Source organism: Streptomyces sp. NPDC048182 (genome assembly GCF_043202555.1).
GTDB lineage: Bacteria > Actinomycetota > Actinomycetes > Streptomycetales > Streptomycetaceae > Streptomyces.
In genome coordinates, this window is the sequence record NZ_JBIDAQ010000011.1 from 228,539 (window position 1) to 245,806 (window position 17,268).

16 protein-coding genes are annotated in these 17,268 nt (G+C 70.0%); 5 read left to right on the forward strand and 11 right to left on the reverse strand.

Going from position 1 to position 17,268, the window contains the following annotated elements; translation table 11 throughout:
- Positions 1-16: 16 nt before the first annotated feature.
- Positions 17-637 carry a heme-copper oxidase subunit III gene (locus ACGFZL_RS22300; RefSeq protein ID WP_355166925.1) on the reverse strand — a complete coding sequence of 207 codons (621 nt, stop codon included), beginning with the start codon at positions 635-637 and terminating at the stop codon, positions 17-19.
- Between the two features lie 189 nt (positions 638-826).
- On the opposite strand from ACGFZL_RS22300, the gene ACGFZL_RS22305 reads away from it, so the two are divergent.
- Complete coding sequence (locus ACGFZL_RS22305) at positions 827-1,228, forward strand: hypothetical protein (RefSeq protein WP_393694067.1); 402 nt, start codon at positions 827-829, stop codon at positions 1,226-1,228.
- Between the two features lie 55 nt (positions 1,229-1,283).
- Here ACGFZL_RS22305 and ACGFZL_RS22310 read toward each other — a convergent pair whose 3' ends face one another.
- From ACGFZL_RS22310 to coxB, 4 genes are all read right to left on the reverse strand, one after another.
- The gene (locus ACGFZL_RS22310) at positions 1,284-2,561 is read right to left on the reverse strand and encodes an Ig-like domain-containing protein (protein WP_355166921.1); all 1,278 of its coding nucleotides are present in this window, start codon (positions 2,559-2,561) and stop codon (positions 1,284-1,286) included.
- Between the two features lie 172 nt (positions 2,562-2,733).
- Complete coding sequence (locus ACGFZL_RS22315; protein WP_355166919.1) at positions 2,734-3,132, reverse strand: cytochrome c oxidase subunit 4; 399 nt, start codon at positions 3,130-3,132, stop codon at positions 2,734-2,736.
- The gene (gene ctaD, locus ACGFZL_RS22320) at positions 3,129-4,868 is read right to left on the reverse strand and encodes a cytochrome c oxidase subunit I (protein WP_355166917.1); all 1,740 of its coding nucleotides are present in this window, start codon (positions 4,866-4,868) and stop codon (positions 3,129-3,131) included. The genes ACGFZL_RS22315 and ctaD overlap by 4 nt, the downstream gene beginning before the upstream one ends.
- Positions 4,865-5,857 carry a cytochrome c oxidase subunit II gene (gene coxB / locus ACGFZL_RS22325; protein WP_355166915.1) on the reverse strand — a complete coding sequence of 331 codons (993 nt, stop codon included), beginning with the start codon at positions 5,855-5,857 and terminating at the stop codon, positions 4,865-4,867. The genes ctaD and coxB overlap by 4 nt, the downstream gene beginning before the upstream one ends.
- Before the next feature lie 206 nt (positions 5,858-6,063).
- Between coxB and ACGFZL_RS22330 the strand changes: the two genes are divergently transcribed.
- A complete protein-coding gene (locus ACGFZL_RS22330; RefSeq protein WP_393694071.1) occupies positions 6,064-7,449 on the forward strand; it encodes a cysteine desulfurase/sulfurtransferase TusA family protein in 1,386 nt (461 codons plus the stop codon).
- A 14-nt stretch (positions 7,450-7,463) separates the two neighbouring features.
- On the opposite strand, the gene ACGFZL_RS22335 is transcribed toward ACGFZL_RS22330, so the two are convergent.
- Positions 7,464-8,438, reverse strand: a complete 975-nt coding sequence (locus tag ACGFZL_RS22335; RefSeq protein WP_393694073.1) for a carbohydrate kinase family protein — start codon at positions 8,436-8,438, stop codon at positions 7,464-7,466.
- Between the two features lie 133 nt (positions 8,439-8,571).
- Here ACGFZL_RS22335 and ACGFZL_RS22340 point away from each other — a divergent pair, with 133 nt between their 5' ends.
- Both ACGFZL_RS22340 and ACGFZL_RS22345 read left to right on the forward strand, forming a co-directional pair.
- Positions 8,572-8,781, forward strand: a complete 210-nt coding sequence (locus ACGFZL_RS22340) for a hypothetical protein (RefSeq protein ID WP_393694075.1) — start codon at positions 8,572-8,574, stop codon at positions 8,779-8,781.
- A gap of 113 nt (positions 8,782-8,894) precedes the next feature.
- Entirely contained in the window at positions 8,895-10,409 is a 1,515-nt protein-coding gene (locus ACGFZL_RS22345) for a hypothetical protein (protein ID WP_393694077.1), read from the forward strand.
- 73 nt (positions 10,410-10,482) lie between these two features.
- Here the strand turns inward: ACGFZL_RS22345 and ACGFZL_RS22350 are convergent, their stop codons facing one another.
- Positions 10,483-10,839 (reverse strand): iron-sulfur cluster assembly accessory protein, encoded by a 357-nt coding sequence (locus ACGFZL_RS22350; protein ID WP_355166905.1) that lies wholly within the window; start codon positions 10,837-10,839, stop codon positions 10,483-10,485.
- Between the two features lie 255 nt (positions 10,840-11,094).
- Between ACGFZL_RS22350 and nadA the strand changes: the two genes are divergently transcribed.
- Positions 11,095-12,279, forward strand: a complete 1,185-nt coding sequence (nadA, locus tag ACGFZL_RS22355) for a quinolinate synthase NadA (RefSeq protein WP_355166903.1) — start codon at positions 11,095-11,097, stop codon at positions 12,277-12,279.
- Between the two features lie 833 nt (positions 12,280-13,112).
- On the opposite strand, the gene ACGFZL_RS22360 is transcribed toward nadA, so the two are convergent.
- From ACGFZL_RS22360 to ACGFZL_RS22375, 4 genes are read right to left on the reverse strand one after another with little or no spacing between them, the layout of a single operon-like run.
- Entirely contained in the window at positions 13,113-14,285 is a 1,173-nt protein-coding gene (locus tag ACGFZL_RS22360) for a serine hydrolase domain-containing protein (RefSeq protein WP_393694080.1), read from the reverse strand.
- 55 nt (positions 14,286-14,340) lie between these two features.
- Positions 14,341-14,910, reverse strand: a complete 570-nt coding sequence (locus ACGFZL_RS22365; protein WP_393694082.1) for a 2OG-Fe(II) oxygenase — start codon at positions 14,908-14,910, stop codon at positions 14,341-14,343.
- Complete coding sequence (cysS, locus tag ACGFZL_RS22370) at positions 14,907-16,286, reverse strand: cysteine--tRNA ligase (RefSeq protein WP_393694084.1); 1,380 nt, start codon at positions 16,284-16,286, stop codon at positions 14,907-14,909. The genes ACGFZL_RS22365 and cysS overlap by 4 nt, the downstream gene beginning before the upstream one ends.
- Before the next feature lie 51 nt (positions 16,287-16,337).
- Positions 16,338-17,267 (reverse strand): hypothetical protein, encoded by a 930-nt coding sequence (locus ACGFZL_RS22375; protein WP_393694086.1) that lies wholly within the window; start codon positions 17,265-17,267, stop codon positions 16,338-16,340.
- Position 17,268: the final 1 nt, after the last annotated feature.

A 17,268-nucleotide genomic window follows, 5' to 3' on the forward strand; every position in this document is an offset into this window, starting at 1 on the left:
CGGGTGCGTGCCGCGACTACTTGATCATGTAGATCGTGGCGAAGAGGCCGATCCACACGACGTCGACGAAGTGCCAGTAGTACGACACGACGATCGCGGCGGTCGCCTGCTCGTGCGTGAACCTCTTGGCCGCGTAGGTGCGCCCGAGGACCAGCAGGAAGGCGATGAGCCCGCCCGTCACGTGCAGTCCGTGGAAGCCGGTGGTCAGGTAGAACACCGAGCCGTAGGGGTCGGAGGAGAGCGAGAGCCCGTCCTTCTTGACCAGCTCGGTGTACTCGAACACCTGACCGCCGATGAAGATCGCGCCCATGATGAAGGTGACGGTGAACCACGCCCGGAGCTTCTTCACGTCACCGCGCTCGGCGGCGAAGACGCCGAGCTGGCAGGTGAGGGAGGAGAGCACCAGGATCGTGGTGTTCGTCGCGGAGAACGGGAAGTTCAACGCGCCGGCCTTCTCGGACCAGAAGTCCGATCCGGTCACCGATCGCAGGGTGAAGTACATCGCGAAGAGGGCCGCGAAGAACATCAGCTCGGAACTCAGCCAGATGATGGTTCCGACGCTGGTGAGGTTCGGCCGGTTGACCGACGGGTGCGCGTGCCCGGTTTCTACTGTCGTTGCTGTCGCCACGACCGACATTATGTCGGTCGCTTATCCCGCCCTCACCCCGGGGGGTGCCGTTCGGAGTGTCCGCCCCGTCTGTACTGCCCGGATGGCCCATCGAACGGCCCCTCGAAGGAGTGTCGCGACCGGTGTGGAGGGGCAGTTCGAGGGAGTAGGCTCCGGCGCGACGGGCCACGCCGTTCTCCCCTGGGTATCGGAGGAAGCATGCAGCCGACCGCCACCGTGCTGGTCTACAGCGACGATTCGGGCGTCCGCGAACAGGTGCGGCTCGCCACCGGGCGCAGGCCGGCCCCGGACGTGCCGGTGGTGGAGTTCGTGGAGTGCGCGACGCCGGCCGCCGTCACCCGGGAGCTGGACAAGGGCGGCATCGACGTCTGCGTCCTGGACGGCGAGGCCGTGCCGATGGGCGGGATGGGCGTGTGCCGCCAGATCAAGGACGAGGTCTTCCACTGCCCGCCGGTGCTGCTGCTCATCGCCCGGCCGCAGGACGCCTGGCTGGCCACCTGGAGCCGCGCGGAGGCCGCCGTGACGCTGCCGGTGGAGCCGGTGGAGTTCGCCGCCGCCCTGGCCGACCTGCTGCGCCAGAAGCGGCTCCAGAGCGCCTAGGAGGCGCCCGTACGGGCCTGGCGGGGCCTGACCGTCCGGTCGGGCCCCGCCCGCCTCACACGGCCGTCGGGCGCAGCCTGGCCGCGTCCTGGGAGTCCGCGGAGCCGGCGCCGCCGACCAGGGCGCTGCCGGTGCGCCACTTGTTCCAGTCGAGGTTCCAGTCGCCGAAGCCGTTGCCGAAGGGCTCCATGGTCTCGCCGTCGGAGTTGACGACCTGCACCACGTCGCCCTCCTCGACCTCGTTGAAGAACCACTCGGCGTTCTCGGTGCTCATGCCGGTGCAGCCGTGGCTGACGTTGGCCGAGCCCTGCGAGCCCACCGACCAGGGCGCGGCGTGCACGTACTCGCCGCTCCAGGTCACCCGGGTGGCCCAGTGGACGGGCAGGTCGTACGCCTCCGAGGAGCCCTCGGAGATGCCGACGGTGGTGCTGCGCATCCGTACGAAGGATTCCTTGCCGAGGACGACCTTGACGCCGTTGCGGGTCTCGAAGCCGGGTTTGCCGGTGGTGACGGGGACCGAGCGGACCTCCTGGCCGTCCCGGTAGAGCGTCAGCTGGTGGGTGGAGGCGTCGGTGACGGCGACCACCGCGTCGTCCGTGGAGAGCTTCAGCGGGGCCGACTTGCCGCCCCAGAGCCGGTCGCTGATCTTGATGCCGTCCAGGTTGCTGTGCGCCTGGATGGTGGCGTGGGCCGGCCAGTACTCGCGGGGCCGGTAGTGCAGTTCCTTGTCGCTGACCCAGTACCAGGCGCCGTCCACCGCCGGGGTGGAGTCGACCTTCAGGGCGCGTTCCACCGTGACCCGCTCGGCCTTGTCGGTGACCGGCTGGCTCAGCTCCGCCGTGACCGGCTGCCCGACGCCGTAGGAGCCCGCGTCGGGCCCGAAGACGACGCCCAGGGTCTTCTTGGCGCTGGGCCGGCCCGTCTGGAAGGTGAGGACCTTGCGGCCGGGCGCCCCGTCGCCGTCCTCGGTGGAGACCCGCACCGTGTAGCGGGCGTCGGCGGCCAGCGGCGAGGTGCTGTGCCAGCGGGAGCCGTCGGCGGACAGCTCGCCCGCCACGTAGCGCCCGGTGGCGTCCATGGCCGTGACGTCGGTGAGCCGCCCGCCGGAGCCCTCGGCCTTGACCTCGAGGGGCTTGTCCGGGTCGGCCTTCTTCCCGGCGTCCTCGGGGGCGTTGAAGGAGATCTGGTCCGCGGCGTCGTAGGGCGCCGCGGAGAGCGGGTTGTCGTCGCCGCCGGCGCTGCACGCGGTGACGCTCGCGCCGAGCGCGAGCACCAGGAGGGTGCAGCCGGCGAGGGTGCGCCCCCGCGCCTGTGAGTGAACCATGATGCTCATGGCCCAAACGTAGGAAGGGTCGGCCGCGGCGGCACGGGGGGTGAGCCGGACGGGTGAGGGGGTCGCCCGGACGGCGGGACGGGGACGACGGGACGGGGACGAGGGGACGAACGGAAGGGGCCCGGACGCTCCTGACGGAGTGTCCGGGCCCCTTCACGGCCTCGCGGCGGTGCTACTGGGTGCGGTTCTCACCGCGGTAGTACTCGAAGACCCAGCCCCACAGGCCGACCAGGATGAGCGGCGCCGAGAAGAACAGGATCCACCAGCCGACGGCCACGCCCAGGAAGGCGAGGGCGCCGCCGAAGCCGAGCGCGAGCGGCTGCCAGCTGTGCGGGCTGAAGAACCCGACCTCGCCGGCGTCGTCCGCGACGTCCGCCTCCTTGTTGTCCTGCGCGCCCGCGTCGACCCGCCGGGCGGTGAAGCCCAGGTAGAAGCCGATCATGATCGACAGGCCGAAGGCCAGGAAGAGGGCGGTGGTGCCGGCCGGCTCCTTGGACCACACGCCGTAGACGATCGCCATCACCAGGATGAAGGCGCTCAGCCACATGAACATCTTGCCCTGGATCTTCACTGACCGGCCTCCTTGCCGCCGGCGAGGGCCTTGTCCTCGGCCGGGCCGACGTTCTCCAGCTGGTCGATCGCCGAGATCTCCGGGTGGTGGAGGTCGAAGGCGGGGGATTCCGAGCGGATGCGCGGCAGCGTGAGGAAGTTGTGCCGCGGCGGCGGGCAGGAGGTCGCCCACTCCAGGGAGCGGCCCCAGCCCCACGGGTCGTCCACGCCGACCGGCTTGCCGTACTTGGCCGTCTTCCAGACGTTGTAGAAGAACGGCAGGATCGACATGCCCAGCAGGAACGAGCTGATCGTGGAGACCGTGTTCAGGGCGGTGAAGCCGTCGGCCGCGAGGTAGTCCGCGTACCGGCGGGGCATGCCCTCGGCGCCCAGCCAGTGCTGGACCAGGAAGGTGCCGTGGAAGCCGATGAACAGCGTCCAGAAGGTGATCTTGCCGAGCCGCTCGTCGAGCATCTTGCCGGTGAACTTCGGCCACCAGAAGTGGAAGCCGGAGAACATCGCGAACACCACGGTGCCGAACACCACGTAGTGGAAGTGCGCCACCACGAAGTACGAGTCCGAGACGTGGAAGTCCATCGGCGGCGAGGCCAGGATGACACCGGTCAGACCACCGAAGGTGAAGGTGATGAGGAAGCCCATCGCCCACAGCATCGGCGTCTCGAAGGACAGGCTGCCCTTCCACATGGTGCCGATCCAGTTGAAGATCTTCACACCGGTCGGGACCGCGATCAGGAAGGTCATGAAGGAGAAGAACGGCAGCAGCACACCGCCCGTGACGTACATGTGGTGCGCCCACACCGTCACCGAGAGACCGGCGATGGCGATGGTGGCCGCGATCAGGTTCATGTAGCCGAAGATCGGGCGCCGGCTGAAGACCGGGATGACCTCACTGATGATGCCGAAGAACGGCAACGCGATGATGTACACCTCTGGATGCCCGAAGAACCAGAAGAGGTGCTGCCAGAGCAACGCCCCTCCGTTGGCCGCGTCGAAGACGTGGGCGCCGAACTTGCGGTCGGCCTCCAGGGCGAACAGGGCGGCGGCGAGGACCGGGAAGGCCAGCAGGACCAGCACACCGGTCAGCAGCACGTTCCAGGTGAAGATCGGCATGCGGAACATGGTCATGCCGGGCGCGCGCATGCAGATGATGGTGGTGATGAAGTTGACCGAGCCGAGGATGGTGCCGAAGCCGGAGAAGGCCAGACCCATGATCCACAGGTCACCTCCTATCCCCGGCGAGTGCACCGCGTCGGAGAGCGGCGAGTAGGCGAACCAGCCGAAGTCGGCCGCGCCCTGCGGGGTGAGGAAGCCGCCGACCGCGATGGTCGAGCCGAACAGGTAGAGCCAGTAGGCGAACATGTTCAGCCGCGGGAAGGCGACGTCGGGCGCGCCGATCTGGAGCGGCATGATCCAGTTCGCGAAGCCGGAGAACAGCGGCGTCGCGAACATCAGCAGCATGATCGTGCCGTGCATCGTGAACGCCTGGTTGAACTGCTCGTTCGACACGATCTGCAGGCCCGGGCGGGCCAGCTCGGCGCGCATCACGAGCGCCATCACGCCACCGATGACGAAGAACGCGAACGAGGTGGCCAGGTACAGCGTGCCGATCGTCTTGTGGTCGGTGGTGGTGAGCCACTTGACGACGACTTCGCCGCGCCTCTGGCGCCTGACCGGCAGCTCGTCCGCGTAGTGGGACCCCGCCGCCTCGGCACCCTGGGGTTCGTTGAGGATGCTCACAGGTTGTTCGTCTCCCGGTTCTTCTCGTGGCCCGTCTGCTCGATGCCGGCGGGCACGTAACCCTTCTGCCCCTTCTGCGCGAGGTCCTGGAGGTGCTTCTGGTAGAGCTCCGGGGAGACGACCTTGACGTTGAACAGCATCCGGGAGTGGTCGACGCCGCACAGCTCGGCGCACTTGCCGCGGAAGGTGCCCTCCTTGTTGGGGGTCACCTCGAAGGCGTTGGTGTGGCCCGGGATGACGTCCTGCTTCATGAGGAACGGCAGCACCCAGAAGGAGTGGATGACGTCACGAGAGGTCAGGATGAAGCGGACCTTCTCCCCCTTGGGCAGCCAGAGGGTCGGACCGGGGTTGTTGTTCTGCGGGTTCCGGGTGCCCGGGGTGCCGCAGTCGTTGACGCCGCCCGCGTTCGCCGGGAAGGCGTCCTTGAAGCGGTTGGGGATCGCGGCCAGGTCGGCGGAGGTCTTGGCGTCGCCGGGGGAACCGGGGACGGCCTCGACGTAGTTGAAGCACCAGCTCCACTGGAAGCCGACCACGTTGACCGTGTGGGCGGGCTTCTTGTCCAGGCTGAGCAGGTCGGACTCGTCGCGGGCCGTGAAGTAGAAGAGCACCGAGACGATGATCAGCGGGACCACGGTGTACAGCGCCTCGATCGGCATGTTGTACCGGGTCTGCCGGGGGACCTCGACCTTGGTGCGGCTGCGCCGGTGGAAGAGAGCACTCCACAGGACCAGACCCCACACCAGCACGCCGACGGCGAGCGCGGCGGCCCACGAGCCCTGCCACAGGGAGAGGATCCGGGGAGCCTCTTCCGTGGTGGGGGTGGGCATGCCGAGGCGGGGGAAGTCCTCGGATGTGCAACCGGTGGCGGTCGCCAGGACCGCGGCCGCGGTCAGTGCCTGCAGCAGCTTCCGCCGCAACGGGCGCCGCGGAGTGGGGGTCCCGCCCACGCCTTTCGGGCAGTGGGGGAGGTCGGAGCCGTTGGGACTCACGTAGCGCCTTCCCGAGAGTCTCGCCCGCGCGTAACGGCTGCGGCCTTCTCGCTGGTCGGTCGCCGCCCTGCGTCGGGCAGGGGTTTGGATGTTTATGCGGACCAAACCCTAGCCGACGCCCTTCGGGGGTTCGCGGGGAGGGTGGCATACGCGCCGCCGGTCACTCCGAAGGGTGGGAGTCGGCGCGTCGGAGCTAGCTTTACGGCATGGCCTACTTCGACGCGGCGTCCGCCGCTCCGCTCCACCCCGTCGCCCGTCAGGCGCTGTTGGCCTCCCTCGACGAGGGGTGGGCGGACCCGGCGCGGCTGTACCGGGAGGGGCGGCGGGCGCGGCTGCTGCTGGACGCCGCGCGGGAGGCGGCGGCGGAGGCGGTGGGGTGCCGTCCGGACGAGCTGGTGTTCACCCCTTCGGGGACCCGGGCGGTGCACACGGGGGTGGCGGGCGCGCTGGCCGGGCGTCGCCGCAGCGGCCGTCACCTGATCGTGTCAGCGGTCGAACACTCCTCGGTACTGCACGCGGCGGAGACCCACGAGGCGGACGGCGGCACGGTCACCCGGGTCGGGGTGGACCGTACGGGTGCCGTCGCCCCTTCCGCGTACGCCGACGCGCTCGGCGCGGACACCGCGCTGGCCGCGCTCCAGTCGGCCAACCACGAGGTGGGCACCGAGCAGCCGGTGGCCGAGGTGGCCGAGGCGTGCCGGGCGGCGGGCGTGCCGCTCCTGGTGGACGCCGCCCAGTCGCTGGGCTGGGGGCAGGTGCCCGGTGGCTGGTCGCTGCTGACGGCCAGCGCGCACAAGTGGGGCGGACCGTCGGGCGTGGGGCTGCTCGTGGTGCGCAAGGGCGTGCGGTTCGCGCCGCGCGGGCCGGTGGACGAGCGGGAGTCGGGACGGGCGGCCGGCTTCGAGAACATCCCGGCGATCGTGGCGGCGGTGGCCTCGCTGCGGGCGGCGCGCGCCGAGGCGGCCGAGCAGGCGGGGCGGCTGCGGGAGCTGACGGAGCGGATCCGGACCCGGGTGCCCGAACTGGTGCCGGACGTCGAGGTCGTCGGCGATCCGGTGCGGCGGCTGCCCGGCATCGTCACCTTCTCGTGTCTCTATGTCGACGGGGAGACATTGCTGCACGAGCTGGACCGGGCGGGCTTCTCGGTCTCCTCCGGATCGTCCTGCACGAGCAGCACCCTGACGCCCAGCCACGTCCTGAGGGCGATGGGCGTGCTCAGCGAAGGCAACGTCCGGGTGTCGCTGCCACCGGGGACGGCCGCCGAGGACGTCGAGCGGTTCCTGGCGGTGCTGCCGGGCGCGGTGGCGGGGATGCGGGAGCGGCTCGGCGTCCCGGCGGCCCCCTCCCCCGTCGGCCGGCCGTCGGCTCCCGCGCTCACGGTGGACGCGCTGGGGCGGCGCTGCCCCGTTCCGGTGATCGAGCTGGCGAAGGTGATCGGCGACGTGCCGGTGGGCGGCACGGTGCGGGTGCTCTCCGACGACGAGGCGGCCCGCCTGGACATCCCGGCGTGGTGCGAGATGCGCGGCCAGGAGTACGTGGGCGAGGAGCCGGCGGACCGGGGCGCGGTCTATGTGGTCCGCCGGCTCGGCTGACGCCTGGCGGGGCGTCAGGAGAGGTGGGTGCGCACCTCGCCGGCGGCGTCGTCGCCGTACGCCTTGGTGAAGCGCTCCATGAAGTTGCCGCGGCGCAGCTGGTACTCCTGGGTGCCGACGGTCTCGATGACCAGGGTGGCCAGCATGCAGCCGACCTGGGCGGCGCGCTCCAGGCCGACGCCCCAGGCGAGGCCGGAGAGGAAGCCGGCCCGGAAGGCGTCGCCGACGCCGGTCGGGTCGGCCTTGCGCTCCTCGTCGGGCACGCCGACCTCGATCGTTTCCTCGCCCGTCCGCTCGATGCGCACGCCGCGGGGGCCGAGGGTGGTGACGCGGTGGCCGACCCGGTCGAGGATCTCCGCGTCGCTCCAGCCGGTCTTGGTCTCGATGAGCCCCTTCTCGTACTCGTTGGAGAAGAGGTAGGTCGCCCCGTCCAGCAGTATCCGGATCTCGTCGCCGCTCATCCGGGCGATCTGCTGGGAGAAGTCGGCGGCGAAGGGGATGGCCCTGGCCCGGCACTCCTCGGTGTGCCGGAGCATCGCCTCGGGGTCGTCGGCGCCGATGGAGACCAGGTCGAGGCCGCCGATCCGGTCGGCGACGGTCTTCAGCTCGATCAGGCGGGCCTCGCTCATCGCGCCCGTGTAGAAGGAGCCGATCTGGTTGTGGTCGGCGTCGGTGGTGCACACGAAGCGCGCGGTGTGCAGGGTCTCGGAGATGCGCACCGAGTCGGTGTCGACGCCGTGCCGCTCCAGCCAGGCGCGGTACTCGTCGAAGTCGGGGCCCGCGGCGCCGACCAGGACCGGGCGGGTGCCCAGCTGGCCCATGCCGAAGGCGATGTTGGCGCCGACCCCGCCGCGCCGCACGTCGAGCTTGTCGACCAGGAAGGAGAGCGAGACCGTGTGCAGCTGGTCCGCGACGAGCTGGTCGGCGAAGCGGCCGGGGAAGGTCATCAGGTGGTCGGTGGCGATGGAGCCGGTGACTGCGATGCGCACGGCGTGGACTCTCTCCTGGGGGGAGGGCGGGTGGACTGCTCACGCTACCCGCGCGGACGCCGAGTCCGAAGCAGGCAAAACTACCCGGTAGTACGACTTTCTTCGCGGTCCGGGACGTGCCTACGGTGCCGCTATGACGAAGCTCGAGACCGCCGCCCCCGCCCCCGCCGACCTGGAGGGCGACCTGGCGTCACTGCGCGGCGACTGCGCCCGGATGGCCCCGCGCTGGACGGCGCCGGAACGCGGTCCGGAGCACGACACCCCGGTGTCGCTGCCGCACGGGGTGCGCGTGCCGCAGACCTCGGCGGAGCTGCTCGACGCGATGGAGGAGTACGGCGACTGATCCGCCGTCCGGGTGACGCTCCGGCGTACCCGGAACCGGATCGCTCCCCGCCACGTCCAACCGGCGTCCGCTGCAGAGCCTGTGCAGCCTTTCGCAGCCGAGGGAGCGATGTGGTGAACACCGAGCGACCCGACCACGACGAGCACGCCGACCCCACCGGCACCGGGCGTCCCGGCGGGCGCCGCCGCTCCCCCGCGGTCGTCGCGTCCGTCGCCGCGGCGGTGCTGCTCGCCGGGGCCGGCGGGGCGTATCTGGCGACGTCCGCGTCCGGCGACGGCCGCGCGGACGACAAGGCCGCGGCGGCGCGGCCCACTCAGCCCACTCCCCCGCCGCTCGCCCTGGACGGCCGGCCCGCCGAGCAGGGCGGCGGCAACGGCATCGCCCCGGGCGAACCCGACCCGGGCGGGGTGGTCTACCGCGCCGAGGGACCGCTGCCGAAGGGCCCCGGCTCGGCGCCGGTGTACCGGACGGGCGCCGAGGTGGGTGACGCCCAGGTCGCCAGGCTGGCGAAGGCGCTCGGGGTGCCGGGGGCGCCGGTGGCGCGGGGCGAGGAGTGGCGGGTCGGCACCGCGCGCGACGGCTCGGGCCCGCTGCTCACGGTGCGGCGGCAGGCGCCGGGCACCTGGACCTTCGCCCGGTACGCGCCGGGCACCGACGACTGCGGAACGGGCCCGGTGTGCAAGGGCTCCTCGGCCGGCTCGGCGGGCGCCGGGGGCGGTACGCCGGTGAGCGAGGCGGCGGCGAAGAAGGCGGCGGCGCCGGTGCTGCGGGCGCTGGGCCAGGAGACGGCCGCGCTGGACACGCGCCAGGTGATGGGCGCCGAGCGGGCGGTGAACGCCGAGCCGCGGGTCGGCGGGCTGCCCACCTACGGCTGGACGACCGGCCTGGTGGTCGGCGCGGGCGGCGAGGTGGTCGGCGGCAGCGGGCAGCTGGCGGCGCCGGCCAGGTCGGACACGTACCCGGTCCTGGACGCCGAGCGGACGCTGGCGCTGCTGAACCGGCCGGGCCAGGGCGCGGGTCCCGGCTCCGGGGTGGGCGGCTGCGCGAGCCCGGTGCCGCTGGGGGACGACGAGTCCACGTCCTGCGCGACGGTGTCGGCGGGTGAGCCCGGCAAGCGGGAGACGGCCACGGTGGAGAGCGCGGTGTTCGGTCTCGCGGTGCGTACGGCGCGGGGGCGCCCGGTGCTGGTGCCGTCCTGGCTGTTCCAGGTGCGGGCGCCGGGCGCGAAGGACACGTACACGGTCACCCATCCGGCCGTCGACCCCGCCTATCTGACGCCCGCGGCGGCCTCGCCGTCGCAGCAGCCGACCGGCGGCCCCGGCACCTCACGGAAGATGCACGTGGACGGCTGGACCAGCGCGGGCCGCGAGCTGACCGTGCACTTCACCGGCGGGGTGTGCGCGGACTACGACGCGGCGGCGCAGGAGAGCGGCGGCGAGGTGCGGGTCACGGTGACCGCGACGGAGCACCCGGACGAGGTGTGCATCATGATCGCCAAGGCGTACGAGCGGACGGTGCCGCTGGAGCGTCCGCTCGGTGACCGGACGGTGATCGGCTCGGACGGTGCGAAGGTTCCGCGGTACAAGCCGGGGGCGCGGCTGCCGGCGCCGTCGGCGGAGGGCCGCTGAGGGCAGACGGAAGGGCGGCGGCCCCGGGGAGGGTTCCCCGGGGCCGCCGCCCTTCGTGCGCGCGGGGCGCCGGTCAGCTGAAGGAGTCGCCGCAGGCGCAGGAGCCGGTGGCGTTCGGGTTGTCGATCGTGAAGCCCTGCTTCTCGATCGTGTCCACGAAGTCGATGGTGGCGCCGCCGAGGTACGGGGCGCTCATCCGGTCGGTGGTCACCTTGACTCCGCCGAAGTCCTTCACCACGTCGCCGTCGAGCGAGCGCTCGTCGAAGAACAGCTGGTAGCGCAGGCCGGAGCAGCCACCGGGCTGGACGGCGACGCGCAGCGCCAGGTCGTCACGGCCTTCCTGGTCGAGCAGGGCCTTGACCTTGCCCGCGGCGGCGTCGGTCAGGATGATGCCGTCGGTGACGGTGGTGGTCTCGTCCGATACGGACATCTACATCTCTCCCGGGTTGTACGGAGACTGCTTGCCGACGGTTCCAACCGACGGGAACGCCGATTCATTCCGGGCGCGGAATCCGTCGTCTTCTTCCTCGGCCCGTCCCCTCATGCTCGCACATGCCCCCGTACGCGGACAGTGACCCGGATACCGGGATTCACGTCACATCGACACGATGGGGATCGTCAAACTGACGTGAAGCGATTATGATATATAGCGTCAGTTAGACGAAAAGTAGAAAGGGTGCGTGTCGTGACCACCGCCCAAGCCCAGGACCTCGACGTGCAGCCGTCGCCCCTCGCCCTGCTGCTGCTCGGCCGCGAGGCCGACCCGAAGAGCGAGCGCGGCGTGGAGTGCCCCGGCGACCTGCCCTCGCCCTCCGACCCGGACCTGGTCGCGCGCGCCCGCGCGGCCAAGGAGAAGCTCGGCGACAAGGTCTTCGTCCTCGGTCACCACTACCAGCGCGACGAGGTCATCCAGTTCGCGGACGTCACGGGCGACTCCTTCAAGCTGGCCCGGGACGCGGCGGCGCGTCCGGAGGCCGAGTACATCGTGTTCTGCGGTGTGCACTTCATGGCCGAGTCGGCGGACATCCTCACCTCCGACGACCAGAAGGTGGTCCTGCCCGACCTCGCGGCCGGCTGCTCGATGGCCGACATGGCCACCGCGGAGCAGGTCGCCGAGTGCTGGGACGTGCTGACCGAGGCGGGCGTCGCCGAGCAGGTCGTGCCGGTGTCGTACATGAACTCCTCCGCGGACATCAAGGCGTTCACCGGCAAGCACGGGGGCACCATCTGCACCTCCTCCAACGCGCAGCGGGCCCTGGAGTGGGCCTTCGCGCAGGGTTCGAAGGTGCTGTTCCTTCCCGACCAGCACCTCGGGCGCAACACCGCGGTGCGGGACATGGGGATGTCGCTGGAGGACTGCGTCCTCTACAACCCGCACAAGCCGAACGGCGGGCTGACGGTGGAGGAGTTGCGCGCCGCCAAGATGATCCTGTGGCGGGGGCACTGCTCGGTGCACGGGCGGTTCAGCCTGGAGTCGGTGAACGATGTGCGCTCGCGGATGCCGGGGGTGAACGTGCTGGTGCATCCGGAATGCCGGCACGAGGTGGTGGCCGCGGCGGACTACGTCGGGTCGACGGAGTACATCATCAAGGCGCTGGAGGCCGCGCCGGCCGGGTCCAAGTGGGCCATCGGGACGGAGCTGAACCTGGTACGGCGGCTGGCGAACCGGTTCGCGCCCGAGGGGAAGGAGATCGTCTTCCTGGACCGGACGGTGTGCTTCTGCTCGACCATGAACCGGATCGATCTGCCGCATCTGGTGTGGACGCTGGAGTCGCTGGCGGAGGGGACGCTGGTGAACCGGATCTCGGTGGACGCGGAGACGGAAGCCTTCGCGAAGCTGGCGCTTGAGCGGATGCTGGCGTTGCCGTAAGGCCTCGTATCCTCCGCCACGGCTGGCCAGTCGAAACGAAGGTTCCGACCGCTGAGCGGTCGGGACCTTCGTCGTTTGCGTGGTTGCCGCTTTGGTTGCAGTTCCCCGTCTACCGACCGTTGAGGACGGACCGGCACACGTTGCAGTACATGGCAGCGTTCCGCCCGTAGCGCCGCATCAGCTGGCCGCAGCCGGCACACAGCCCTAGCTCCCACGGCGGGCATCCCAGCGCGGCGGAGGCGGCGGCGCGTTCCACAGAGGTCGCATGGCGGGTCATCGGTGGTCTGGCTGCCGCGTGGTAAACGCGCCAACGAAATCACCTGATGGGCCGGCTGGAGATCGCGGACATCGCGGCCTACCTCAACAACCCGCTCACCAAGTAGTACGGCTATCCCGAGGTACCCGAAGCTCGACGTGAGGAACCCACGGACGTCATCCAGAGGGGCTTCAAGCACGGGTACACCCATGGTCAGATCATCTGCTTCGCATGGCGCTCTGCCGACTCCGCCGCAGTCATCGGCTCATGCGCCCAATGCGACCACCAGGGCCTCAAGGAAACCGTCCGCACGGAGTCAGGGACGAGGGCCTTGTGGCGCTGCACCCATCCCGTCGAGATCCCAGCCCGGCAAGAGCAGCCGGAGGGGATGAGCCCCCCGGACGGCGAGCCCGACCCCGCTGACGCCTGATCTCTCACTCGTCGGTGTCGCCGTACTTCCCCGAGTTCTGGGCGCGGTCCACGTTCACTCCATCCGACACCGGGAAGCGAGGACTGAGCACACAGGCAAAGCACCAGCCACACCCTGTCGTCTACACGGCCGCCCCCGGTCAAATCGTCACGCCAGCGACGTGCGCACTGCTTCGACCAGAGCAGCTGCGCGCACGTCGTCGGCTCCGCTGATGATGTGGTTCATCGCGTAGCCGAAGGCGATACCGTGCTCGGGGTCGGCGAAGGCGAGTGAGCCGCCCCGGCCGGTGTGGCCGAAGGCGTTCGGGCCGGTCATCTGGTTGCCCTCGGTGGGCAACATGTATCCGGTGCTGAATCGGCTCGGAAACACCAGTACCTGATCCTTCCCACCGGCCTGCTCTTCCGTCGCCGACGCCAATGTCTCCGGGGCGATCAGGCGCACGCCATCGATCTCGCCGATCAGGGCGGCGTACATGCGGGCGAGTGCCTGCGCGGTGCCGATTCCGTTGGAGGACGGGAGTTCGGCGGCCTGCACCTCGGGGGAGCCGAAGTCGATCGCGGCCGGGGTGGTGACCGCGAAGGCCCGATTGCTGAATGAGTTCGGGTCGCGCCAGGCGGCGACCTGTTCACGGAGCTCCTCGGGAACGTCCTCGGGGGGAACGGCGGTGAGGTCGACGGCCGGGCTCCGGTACGCCATGCGGCTGACTCGACCGCGTTCGCTCGCCGGCAGGCCGATGAAGAAATCCAGCCCGAGCTGGCCCGCGATCTCCTCGGCGAAGAAACGGCCCGGCGAACTGCCGGAGACGCGGCGGATCACCTCGCCGACCAGCCAGCCCCAGGTGCGGCCGTGGTACCCGTGTGCTGTGCCTGGAGTCCACAGCGGGCGCTGGGCTGCCAGCGCTGCTGCCATCGGGTCCCAGGCCAACGCCTCGGGCAGCGGAAGCGGATCGTCCAGGGCGACCAAGCCGGCCTGGTGGGACAGGAGCCAGCGCACGGGGATGTCCTCCTTGCCGTTTGCCGCGAACTCCGGCCAGTACTTCGCCACCGGGGCGTCGAGGTCGAGCATGCCGCGCTCTACCAGTATGTGCGCCGCGGTCGCAGTGGCTCCCTTGGTCGCCGAGTAGACCAGCTGCAAGGTATCCCGCGTCCACGGACGGCCGGTGTCGACGTCGGCGACGCCACCCCACAGGTCGACCACCGGCCGGCCGTGCCGGTAGACGCACACGGCCGCGCCGATGTCCCCGTGCTGGGTGAAGTTCGCTGCGAACGCCTCGCGGACCGGTTCGAATCCGGGCGCTACCTCACCGTTGATCGTCGTCATACCGTTCATCCTGGCAGCCGAGTTGCCCTCACTGACGGGAGAACTGACCTCTGATTCAAAGGCATTCGGCGTCGACGCGTATAACGAGCGTCACGCGTTCACCCCTCGTGATCGGCCGTACACCGTGGATGTGATCGCGGGTGGCGGGGAAAGCGACAAGGGTGCCGCAGGGCGGCTTGATCTCCTGGGCGGGGTTCTCGAAGAACAGCTCCCCGCCGCCATAGGAATCCGGCGTGCTGAGCCAGACCACGAGGGTGAGGTCACCGCCGACTACGGGCTGGCCGTTGGTCCTGGCCCGCTCGCGTTCGGTGTCGGTGACCTCGTCGTGGTGGGCGACGAAGCCGACGCCGGGGCCGTAGCGGTAGACGACCGCCGGCTGGGTGGGTATGTGCCTCGGGACGATCTCGAAGTGGCTGCTGATGTGGGCGGCGCAGTGGGAGGTCACCGCCTCCTGCAGGTGCGTCGGGATCTCGACGTACTCGCTCTTGCGCAGCGATTCGTCGATGGCGCCCTGGTACGTGCGCGGGCGGGAGGTGTGGTTCTTCACGTGGTCCATCAGCGCTCCGCAGAGGCTGAGGGGGATGGCGCTCTCTACGACGAGCGGTAAGCGGCTCTTCCAGGTCATGGGGTGGTCTCCTTCCACCAACGGGTGCCCTCGGGCGAGTCCTCAAGGCCGACGCCCCGCTGGGTGAGCTGGTGGCGGATTGCGTCGGCCTCGGCGAACTTCTTCGCCGCGCGGAGCCGGTCGCGTTCCTTCACGAGTTCGTCGACGGCGGCGTCGCTCTGGGCGGAGCCGTGGATGTCGAAGGTGCCGAAGAGGTTGTTCGCGTCCTCGATCAGCCGCAGGGCGGCCGGGCCGGACGGTTCATCCGTGCGGTTCTGCTCGCGGATGTACTGGAACAGGACGGCGAGGGCGCCGGGAGTGTCGAAGTCGTCGTCCAAGCGCTCGCGCACCTCCTTCCAGGCGTCCGTCGTGCGTGCGGCGTTGTCCGGGCTGTCGGTGTGCGCGGGGTCGATGGTCCGGGCGAAATTCTCGATCCGGCGGCGTGCCCCTCGGGCCTGCTCCAGGGTGGAGTCGTTCAGCTCCATGGAGGAGCGGTAGTGCTGGGAGAGGAAGGCGTGCCGCAGGGTCCGGAAGTCCGTCCGGGCGAGGGCATCGCGGATGGTGAGGAAGTTGCCGGTGCTCTTCGACATCTTCTCGCCGTCGACCCGCAGCAGACCTGTGTGCATCCAGTGGCGGGCCAGCGGCTCGATGCCGGACGCGGCTTCCATCTGGGCGACCTCGGCTTCGTGGTGCGGCAAGATGAGGTCGACGGCCCCGCCGTGCAGGTCGTACGAGGGCCCGAAGAACGTCTCCGTGATCGCGGTGTCCTCGATGTGCCAGCCCGGCCGGCCGGGGCCCAGTTCGGTCTCCCAGAAAGGCTCACCCTCCTTGCGGCCCTTCCACAGCGCGAAGTCGCCCGGGTTGCGCTTCTTCGAGTTATCATCGATCCGCGACACCGCGTCCTCGGGGCATAGGTCGGTGCGGCCGGAGAGCTTGCCGTACGCAGGGAACGAGGCCAGGTCGAAGTACCAGCCGTCATCGAGCTGATAGGCGTGCCCCCGCTCGATCAGCCGCTTAATCTGGTCCACAATGCCGTCGATGTAGTCGTGGGCCCGCGCGTGGACGTCGACGCGGGTGTTCCCCAGCGCGGCCATGTCCTCCAGGTACTGCCTCTCGAAGAGCGCCGCGATCTCCTCCGGCGGGACACCCTCCTCCGCCGACCGTCGGATGATCTTGTCATCGACGTCGGTGATGTTCTGGAGGTACGTGACCTTGTACCCACTCGCCTCCAAGTACCGGGCGATGAAGTCGAACTGCGTGTACGTCTTCGCGTGCCCGACGTGGCTCGGGCCGTACACCGTGGGTCCACACACGAACATCCGCACCTCGGCCTCCCGCTCGGGGCGGAACTCCTCCGTCTGACCGGTGAGCGTGTTGTGGACCTTGATCGACATCATGCCTCCTGTGTAAGCGGATCACGCAGCGTACTGACGCCCGGACATAAGCGTCTAACTGGAACCGTCGCGCTCCCCGAAGGGGAGGAATTGCGGGGACGGCAGGGTGGCGAAGATCGCCGCCTCCTGCCCGAGAAGGTGGTGGGTGGCCTGCTGATACGCCTTCCTCACGGCCTCGATCGCCCCGGGGCTGAGGTCCATCCCGACCACTCGGCAGAACTCGGTCAGGGCCTCGCACCGACGTTCCAGGTCGACCATCGACAGCGGGTCGCACTGCTGGGCCTCGATCAGCAGGTTCTCCTGCTCGCTACTGATCAGGCCGAGCGCGCTGAGGGAGTACAGCTTCCACTTCATGTTCGGCAGCATCTGGCCCGATCGCGCGTACATCCAGTCCACGACCTCGTCCAGCGCCCTGGAGAGGACGAAGTGGCCCGTGGGTACTCCGACCCGCCGCGCCATCCGCAGCGGGATCTCGCGTACGTCCCAGGTGAGCCGGTTGTGCAGCCGGTAGGTCTCACCCTCCAGGCGCTGGAGCTGCTCGCGCGACTTGTGGGAGATCAGTACCCCGAAGGCTTCCTCGCGGTCGAAGAGCGGCTCGCCCTTGTTCCCGTAGGCGTCGCACTTGTCGCTGTTCCACGTTGTGCGCGGGTCGGCCTCGTACTGGAAGAGGAGCTGGTGGACGTTGACCTCCATGCGTCCCCAGGGGACCGGCAGGTGGAAGCTGAACTCCGGGATCCAGGCGGGAAGCCGGTCGCGGACCAGGGCGTACGTGTCCGCCGGCCGCGACCTCCACTCGTCCTCCTTGATCGCGACGTCGAGAATGACGGCCAGGTCGAAGTCGGAGTCGGTGCTGAACCGGGTGACGTTGCGGGGCGCGACCGCCGAGGAGGACAGGACGTAGAGCGCCTGGACCTCGGGCATCGACTTGAGCGCGTCGAGCAGACCTCCGGCTGCGGCACGGGCCTGCATTCTCAGGCTTTCCACG